A 6,021-nucleotide genomic window follows, 5' to 3' on the forward strand; every position below is an offset into this window, starting at 1 on the left:
GCCGGCCAGCAGGCCGAGGCGCTTGCGGCGGCGGCGCTTCACCGTGGCCTCTTCCATCAGGCCGCGCAGGACGCGCGGCCCGGGCGCCAGGGTGCGCGGGCTCGGTGCGGGCATCGGGGGTTCCGGCCAGCTGCGCTTGACCAGGTCGAGGACGTCCGGCAGCTGGTAGAGCTCGATCAGGTCGAGCTGGCAGTGCGGGCAGTTCATCAGGTGGGCTTCGAACTGGGTGTTCTCGGCCTCGCTGAGGACGCCGAGCACGTACGCGGCGACATCGGTGTGTGCGGACCCGGCCACCCTCACGTCACCCCCGCTCGCGCAGCGCCCGGCGCAGCGCGCGGACGGCGTGGTGGATGCGGGACTTGACGGTGCCGGGCGGTACGCCGAGGGTCGCCGCGACCTCGTTCACGGTCCGATCGCGCAGGTAGGTCTGCTGGATGGCCTCCCGCTGCTCGGGCGAAAGGCCCTGCAGCGCCTCGTAAACGATCATCGCGGCGAGCGTCCGGTCCGATTCGTCGGACACCGCGATCGCGTCGGATTCGATCTCCTCGAGCTCCTGGGGCCGGACACTGCGGCTGCGCCAGCCGTCGATGACGATACGCCGGGCCACCGTGAACAACCAGGCACGCAGCATCTCCGGCCGGCGGTCGAGCTTGTCCGCGTTCCGCCACGCTTTGATCAGGGTCTCCTGCACGACGTCTTCGGCCCACTGCCGGTCGTGGCCGGTCAGCCGCAGCGCGAACGCCATCAGCGACCCGCCGAACTCCTGGTAAAGCGCCTTCGCCAAGTCATCGGAGGCGTCGTTGAACTCGGCAACGACTTCCTGATCTTGAACGGGTCTCAGCGCTCGGGTGTGCCGTCCCACGCGGGACATCCTGGTGCTCCGAAGGGCCTACGTCCAGTACCAAACGGTCCCGAAACTTTTTTGAACCGTTTCCGGACCGTGTCCGTATCCCCTACCGAAGACCCCGACAAGGCGTTGTCCCCCGCAACGCTCCGCATCCACCCCGGACCAAATGTCCACTGTGGATCCTTCGCGCGCTTTTCCGTTGCACCTCAAGGTACAGCGCGTAGTCATGCCCTCCGGAGGAGCAGTGATCCGCATTCCCCGAACGGCGGTCCCCGCCGCCGTGTGCCTCACCGCACTCGCCCTGCTCACCGCCTGCACCGCCGGCGCCGCGACCACCTCGGCCGGCGGGTACGCCGCCGGCGGCGCCGGGATGCAGATGCCCGGGATGCAGGCCCCGATGACCATCGCGATGCCGCAGCCCATCACCGCCGCGCCGAACGACCCGGCGAAGAGCCAGCTCAGGGCCGCGAAGACGTTCGACCTCGGGCTCATGCTCGTCGACGGGACCGGTTTCACCATCTACCGCTACGACCGCGACACGACGAACCCCCCGCGCTCGAACTGCACCGGCGGCTGCGCGGCGAAGTGGATCCCGGTCAAGGCCGGTGGCACCCTCGCCCCCGTCGACGTCGACCAGTCGCTGATCGGCCAGATCACCCGGGACGACGGCACCCAGCAGCTCACCCTGGCCGGCTGGCCGCTGTACCACTTCGCCGGCGACAGCGAGCCCGCCGACACCTCCGGCCAGGGCGCGGACCAGGCCTGGTACCCGATCGCGCCGGACGGCACCAAGATCACGATCACGCAGGACGAGTGGAGGCAGAATGCTTTCGGCGTCTGAGTTCGCCGGGCCGGACTTCGCGCTCCGGCCCGCCGCCGACCGCGCCCGGCCCCTGGTCCGCGTCCTGTTCGTGCTGGTCGCGGTGCTGACCCTGCTCGCGTCGGTGGCCGTGACCTCCACCGCCCAGACCGCGTCCGTGTCCGACACCGACGCGGTGCTGCTGACCAAGGTCCGCCAGGCCGGGCTCTGGGAAATGCCCTCGGGCATGATGGCGATGCAGAAGGGCAGCCCCACCGTCCAGGCCGTCGGCTTCGCGATCATGATGGACCACGGCCGCCTCGACGTCGCCACGCGCGCGCTGTCGCAGAAGCTGAACTCGCCGGTCCCCGACCAGCCCTCCGCCGAACAGCTCGGCTGGCTCGCCGAGGAGATGAACGCCTCGCCCGGCCCGGAGTTCGACCGCATCTTCGCCAACCGGCTGCGCGCGGCGCACGGCCAGGTCTTCGCCGTCCTCGCGCAGCTGCGCGCCGGTACGCGCAACGACGACGTGCGCGCGTTCGCGACCGTCGGCAACCAGGCCGTGCTGCGGCACATGACGATGCTCGAGAGCACCGGGATGGTCGACTACACCGCGCTGCCCACCCCGGCCGTCTCCACCACCGCGGCGCCCGTCGGCCAGCCGCTCGGCCTGGACACGTCGCAGATCGCCGTGGTGGGAGCGCTGTTCCTGCTGGTCGGCGGCGGCCTGTTCTACGTGCTGCGGCAGATCAAGGGCAACCGCGGCCGGGCCAGGGCGACGCGCCGGCCGGCCGCCGTGAGAACCGGGGGCAGCCATGGTTGAGACCTGGCACGAAGCGACGATCTTCCTCACGCAGCAGTTCCAGCCCAAGACGGACCCGGCGGCCCGCGGGCTCGCCGCCTTCGCCGCACGGGCGTCGTACGCGGCCATGATGCTGACGCTCACCTGGGGCGTGCTCACCGCCACGGGCTGGGTGCGCTCGGTCACCGGCCGCAAGGCGCTGCGCAGCTCGCACATGGTGCTGGCGACCGGGACGCTGATCTTCGGCGGCATCCACGCGCTGGGCTTCTTCTACCTGACGATCCAGCCGTACACCCTGCAGTACCTGTTCCTCCCGTTCCTCGCCGGCCAGGAAGGCAGGCACATCGCCGGCATCGTCGGCTTCGAGGTCATGCTCGCCATCGCGCTCACCGCGGGCCTGCAGCGGTTCACCTCCTACCGCCGCTGGCTGTGGCTGCACCGCTGCGCGTACCCGGCGGTGGCGCTGACCGCGTTGCACGCCTGGTTCGGCTCGATCGCCAACGGCCACCTCGCCGTCGTCTGGCTGGGCGGCATCACGCTGCTCATCCCGGCGGTCACGGTGTCGCTGCTGCGGTTCATGCCCGCGCGCACCCTCGAACGCATCGGACTCGTGGAAGAGCAGGTGGCCTGACATGCCCTTCCGTCTGCCCGGCAGCGGGCCCCGGATCAGCGTCGACAACGACCGGTGCGAGCTCTACGGCATCTGCGCGATGGAGGCGCCGGACGTGTTCGAGCTCGGCCAGGACGGCCGGCTGCGCTTCCACACGCGGCTGCTGGACGAAACCACCCTGGAACAGGCGAAGATGGCCGCCCGCTGCTGCCCGATGCAGGCGGTCGTGATGAGAGGGGACCTCGATGGCTGACGGCGACCGGATCGTCATCGTCGGCGCGGGCGTCGCCGGGCTGCGTGCCGCGGAACGCCTGCGGGAACAGAACTTCGACGGCGAGATCGTCCTGATCGGCGACGAAGCGCGCCGGCCCTACCACCGGCCGATGGTTTCCAAGGCACTGGTGATGGGCACCGAACGGCCCAGCGACGTAGGCCTTTCGCACTACTTGCCCGACCTCGACGTGCACTGGCGCCTCGGCGCGCGGGTCACGCACCTCGACACCACCGAGCGGGTCGTGCACCTGCCCGGCGGCGAATCCCTCTGGTACGACGGCCTGATCGCCGCGACCGGCGTCTACCCGCGGCACCTGCCCGGCTCGCCGCGGCACGACCCGCGGGTGCGGATCCTGCGCACGGTCGAGGATTCGATGGCGGTACGGCGCTGCCTGCACGCCAGCAAGAAGCCGGCCGTCGTGATCGGCGCCGGCCTGATCGGCAACGAGTTCGCCGCGAGCATGCGGCACATCGGCCGGGACGTCACCCTGGTCGGGCACGCGAAGGCGCCGCTGCACCGCTTCGGCGACCGCGTCTCCAGCGGCATCGTCGAGGCGCACCACGAGCACCGCGCGAAGCTCGCGATGAAGAGCGAAGTGCGGCACTGGATCAGCACGAAGGACACCGTCGGGCTGCACCTGACGAACAACCAGCTGCTGGTCGCCAGTGTCGTCGTGCTCGCCATCGGCAGCGTCCCGTCGGTGGACTGGATGCGCGGCTCCGGTCTGGACATCAGCGACGGCGTGCTCTGCGACTCGAAGCTGTTCGCCGAGGGCGCCTCCGACGTCGTCATCGCCGGCGACATCGCGCGCTGGCCGAACCTGCGCTTCGACGAGACCCCGCGGCGGGTCGAGCACTGGATCAACGCCGTCGAGTCGGCGCGGCACGCGGCGGACAACCTGCTGATGGGACATTCGAGCGCGAAGCCGTTCACCCCGCTCCCCCGCGCCTGGTCGACGCTGTACGACACCCGGCTGCAGATGTGCGGGATGCCGTCGCTGGCCGAGGACACCGTGTCGCTGGCCGACGGCATCACCGGGTTCATCCGCGACGGCAGGCTGGTCGGCATCTCCGCGTGGGACAAGCCGCGGGCGATGCTCGACTGGATGGCCGAGCTCGACCGGCGGCTGCCGGCCCCCGACTACGTGCCCGAGCCGGAACCCGCGCCCGTCGCGGAGGTCCCGGTGGTCGAGCCGTCGGTCGCCGCCCTGGCCGCCGACGTACCGGCCGAGTTCGACAGCGGCTTCGACCACCAGGCCTTCGAGCGCGAGTTCGAAAGCGAGTTCGCCAACGACATCCCGACGACGGCGTTCCCCGCGCAGTCCCTGCCGGCCCCGCCGACCACGGCGTTCGCCGCGCAGCCCGGAGCGGCGCTGCCGACCATGGCCATCCCGATGGGGAGGTAGTGAAAGCCGGGGCGGGGCTGCGCGCGGCGGCCTTCCGTCCCCATGCCGGTCACCACGCCCCCTCCGCGGCTGGGCGGTGTGGTGACCGGCCCCAGCGTCCCCCTGCCCGCCTCGCGTTGCACGAAGAGCGCCCGGCGGGCCGGAGAGGGCCATCCCGAGGGAACCCGACGCCCCCGGGGTGGCCTTCTTCCGGCGCACCGGGCGGGGGCCCGGGGTCGACGCCGTGACGGGATTCCCCGCCGCGGCAAACGGAACCGTGGGGGCCTTCGCGGTGGAAGGGTATGCCGCCGCGAAGGCCGTCACGGCTCCGGTCGGGGTTGCACCGGTGCACGGCCGTCCCGGGGGAACGGGAACTCCCGGGACGGTCGCCGCCGCCACGCTTCGCCGGCGACCAATGCGCCGAGGACCAGCACCGCGATCCCGGCCACGCGCAGCCCCGCGTCCGTGCCTTCGGCGAACGCCGTCGACGTCCCCGGCGTGCGCGGTCCTGGCCAGCGCTTCCGCGACGGTGCGGGAACCTCGGGCGTCCGGCGGCAACGCGGCCGCGAATCGCGCGGTCATGACCGTGCCGGCGACGGCGACGCCGAGCGCGCTGCCGAACTCGCGGGTCGTGGCCTGCAGCCCGGTGCCGACGCCGGCCTGCGCGGGCGGCAGCGACCCGGCGATCACGCCGGACAGCGTCGGCAGTGCCAGCGTCACGCCGATCCCCGTGACCACGAGCCAAGCCGCGTACTGCGCGTACTGCGCGTACGGCGTTTGAGCGTCGCTTGTGGACAGTCCCAGCAGGCCGCCGCCGACGAACGCGAAGGCGAGCGCCACCGTCGCGTCGAGGCCGGCGCGCCGGGTCAGCTGCCCCACGTGCCGTCCGCCGAGGATGATCGGGACGGTCAGCGGGACGATCCCCAGCCCGGTCCCCAGCACGCCGAACCCCTTGGCGTACTGCAGGAACGAGGCGTTGACGTAGAACAGCGCGAACATGCCGAAGAAGACCGTGGTCAGGCCGAGGCAGGCGCTGCGCAGGCCCGCGATCCGGAACAGCCGGGGGTCCAGGAGCGGGTGCCCGGCCTTCAGCTCCCGCAGCGTCCAGGCGGTGAACAGCACCGCGGCGGCGGCGAACCCGGTCACGACGACCGCGCTCCCCCAACCCGCTTCCGGGCCCTGGACGATCCCGACGAGCAGCGCGACCGACGCGCCGACGAGCAGCAGCGCGGCCAGCGGGTCGAGCGGCAGCGCGGCCAGCGGGTCGAGCGGCAGCGCGGCCAGCGGGTCGAGCGGGCCGTCGTG

General features: G+C 71.9%; 9 protein-coding genes. 7 read left to right on the forward strand and 2 right to left on the reverse strand.

Going from position 1 to position 6,021, the window contains the following annotated elements; genetic code table 11:
• A partial coding sequence (locus tag G3I65_RS28420; RefSeq protein ID WP_160698828.1) for a zf-HC2 domain-containing protein occupies positions 1 to 294 on the reverse strand: 294 nt, incomplete at its 3' end.
• A 7-nt stretch (positions 295 to 301) separates the two neighbouring features.
• Positions 302 to 862 (reverse strand): sigma-70 family RNA polymerase sigma factor, encoded by a 561-nt coding sequence (locus G3I65_RS28425; RefSeq protein WP_125315700.1) that lies wholly within the window; start codon positions 860 to 862, stop codon positions 302 to 304.
• 229 nt (positions 863 to 1,091) lie between these two features.
• Between G3I65_RS28425 and G3I65_RS28430 the strand changes: the two genes are divergently transcribed.
• The 7 genes from G3I65_RS28430 to G3I65_RS56570 all read left to right on the forward strand — a co-directional run.
• A complete protein-coding gene (locus G3I65_RS28430; protein ID WP_160698829.1) occupies positions 1,092 to 1,688 on the forward strand; it encodes a hypothetical protein in 597 nt (198 codons plus the stop codon).
• Positions 1,672 to 2,469, forward strand: a complete 798-nt coding sequence (locus G3I65_RS28435) for a DUF4142 domain-containing protein (protein ID WP_160698830.1) — start codon at positions 1,672 to 1,674, stop codon at positions 2,467 to 2,469. Before G3I65_RS28430 ends, G3I65_RS28435 begins: the two co-directional genes overlap by 17 nt.
• On the forward strand, positions 2,462 to 3,079 hold the full coding sequence (locus tag G3I65_RS28440) for a ferric reductase-like transmembrane domain-containing protein (RefSeq protein ID WP_125315697.1): 618 nt from the start codon (positions 2,462 to 2,464) through the stop codon (positions 3,077 to 3,079). Before G3I65_RS28435 ends, G3I65_RS28440 begins: the two co-directional genes overlap by 8 nt.
• 1 nt (position 3,080) lies before the next feature.
• The gene (locus G3I65_RS28445; protein ID WP_160698831.1) at positions 3,081 to 3,311 is read left to right on the forward strand and encodes a ferredoxin; all 231 of its coding nucleotides are present in this window, start codon (positions 3,081 to 3,083) and stop codon (positions 3,309 to 3,311) included.
• Positions 3,304 to 4,737, forward strand: a complete 1,434-nt coding sequence (locus G3I65_RS28450) for an FAD/NAD(P)-binding oxidoreductase (RefSeq protein ID WP_160698832.1) — start codon at positions 3,304 to 3,306, stop codon at positions 4,735 to 4,737. Before G3I65_RS28445 ends, G3I65_RS28450 begins: the two co-directional genes overlap by 8 nt.
• A gap of 559 nt (positions 4,738 to 5,296) precedes the next feature.
• Positions 5,297 to 5,497 (forward strand): hypothetical protein, encoded by a 201-nt coding sequence (locus G3I65_RS56565; protein ID WP_203612532.1) that lies wholly within the window; start codon positions 5,297 to 5,299, stop codon positions 5,495 to 5,497.
• Between the two features lie 98 nt (positions 5,498 to 5,595).
• The coding region (locus G3I65_RS56570; RefSeq protein ID WP_203612533.1) for a hypothetical protein at positions 5,596 to 6,021 on the forward strand (426 nt) is incomplete at its 3' end.

Origin of the sequence: Amycolatopsis sp. SID8362 (assembly GCF_010550475.1) — a bacterium.
Taxonomy (GTDB): domain Bacteria; phylum Actinomycetota; class Actinomycetes; order Mycobacteriales; family Pseudonocardiaceae; genus Amycolatopsis; species Amycolatopsis eburnea.